This is a genomic window from Microcystis sp. M53603_WE2 (assembly GCF_030065435.1).
In genome coordinates, this window is the sequence record NZ_JASJFF010000523.1 from 1 (window position 1) to 1,071 (window position 1,071).

The 1,071-nt window shown below is 43.5% G+C and carries 2 protein-coding genes; both read left to right on the forward strand.

Annotated features, from left to right (window positions below; genetic code table 11):
* Positions 1-70: 70 nt before the first annotated feature.
* Positions 71-439 (forward strand): zinc ribbon domain-containing protein, encoded by a 369-nt coding sequence (locus tag PX481_RS10910; protein WP_288026383.1) that lies wholly within the window; start codon positions 71-73, stop codon positions 437-439.
* Between the two features lie 185 nt (positions 440-624).
* Positions 625-1,032, forward strand: coding sequence for a hypothetical protein (locus PX481_RS10915; RefSeq protein ID WP_002763516.1), 408 nt, complete (start codon positions 625-627; stop codon positions 1,030-1,032).
* Positions 1,033-1,071: the final 39 nt, after the last annotated feature.

A 1,071-nucleotide genomic window follows, 5' to 3' on the forward strand; every position in this document is an offset into this window, starting at 1 on the left:
ATCCTTATCTGGCAAGAGACTTAATTGATTAGTTCGCTCTAGAGCAAAAACAATTGACAAAAATCGCTAAATGCCTTTCTCTATAAGGGTTCCATCCCTTATAACCCCCGTCCATTGCATAACACAAACCGAAGAGCCAGAAAAAGTCACGGAAGCTGGGGGTTTTTATGTTGAGGTTCCTACCCAAAAAATTAAACCCTCCCAAACTTGTCCTAATTGTGGTCATCAAAAGAAGAAATCTTTAGCCGAAAGAGTTCATCGCTGTGAGAAATGTGGCTATTCTTGTGATCGAGATGTAGCTGCTGCACAAGTTATGCTCAATTATGCTAGGGGCTTGGAACGAGCCTCTTTAGATGCAGAGTCGTCTAGCGCTACCTTGTGCGGAAGTATGAGGCATCTAGGGACGAAGAATCGTCAGAAACTCCAATCGAGCGCGTAGCGGATTGGAGTAGTTCATAAAATCTTGAAATATACCTTAAGGTCAGGATGAATAATTTAGGGATATACCTTAAGATGGGAATTACCCGTGAGCAATAGGGTTGAGGATTTTGGGCAACCGTTGAATACCTTAGCCATTGACCACGAGCAACTAAAAACAAACGTTGATAAACAAAAATTTAGCTTGTGCGACCGCATAAATATACCAAAATCGACCAACACCAAGACTATCCTTGTCCCTGTCGTCGGAAAGGGACATTGTGCCCGATTTTATTGACCGATGCCTTTGGCTGTGATCGCTGTCAACAGATATTTGTGCTACAGGAAAACGGTCAAATTATCGAACAATTAGCCCCCCACTATCCCTATAAACGCAGTTGGCGCTGGACGGGATTTCGTTGGGTGAGTACGAATCGGCGCTTTGGACAAGAGGTATTACCCCTGATGGTGGGGATAATTCTGTTATTATCGATCGTTTGGCTACCCTTAATTTTAAAATCACCGCCGGGGGTAAGCGTGATTTTTGGGGCAATTCTAGTTATGCTATTAGTTATTTTGCCCGCATTCATCTTTTGGTTAGCCTATCGACGCTAGACAAGAATCTATGATCGAAAGTTCCCCCAAAACCCCCCC

Coding starts and splice junctions, on each gene's coding strand:
- PX481_RS10910 (WP_288026383.1), top strand. CDS start 71: ATGCCTTTCTCTATAAGGGTTCCATCCCTTATAACCCCCGTCCATTGC.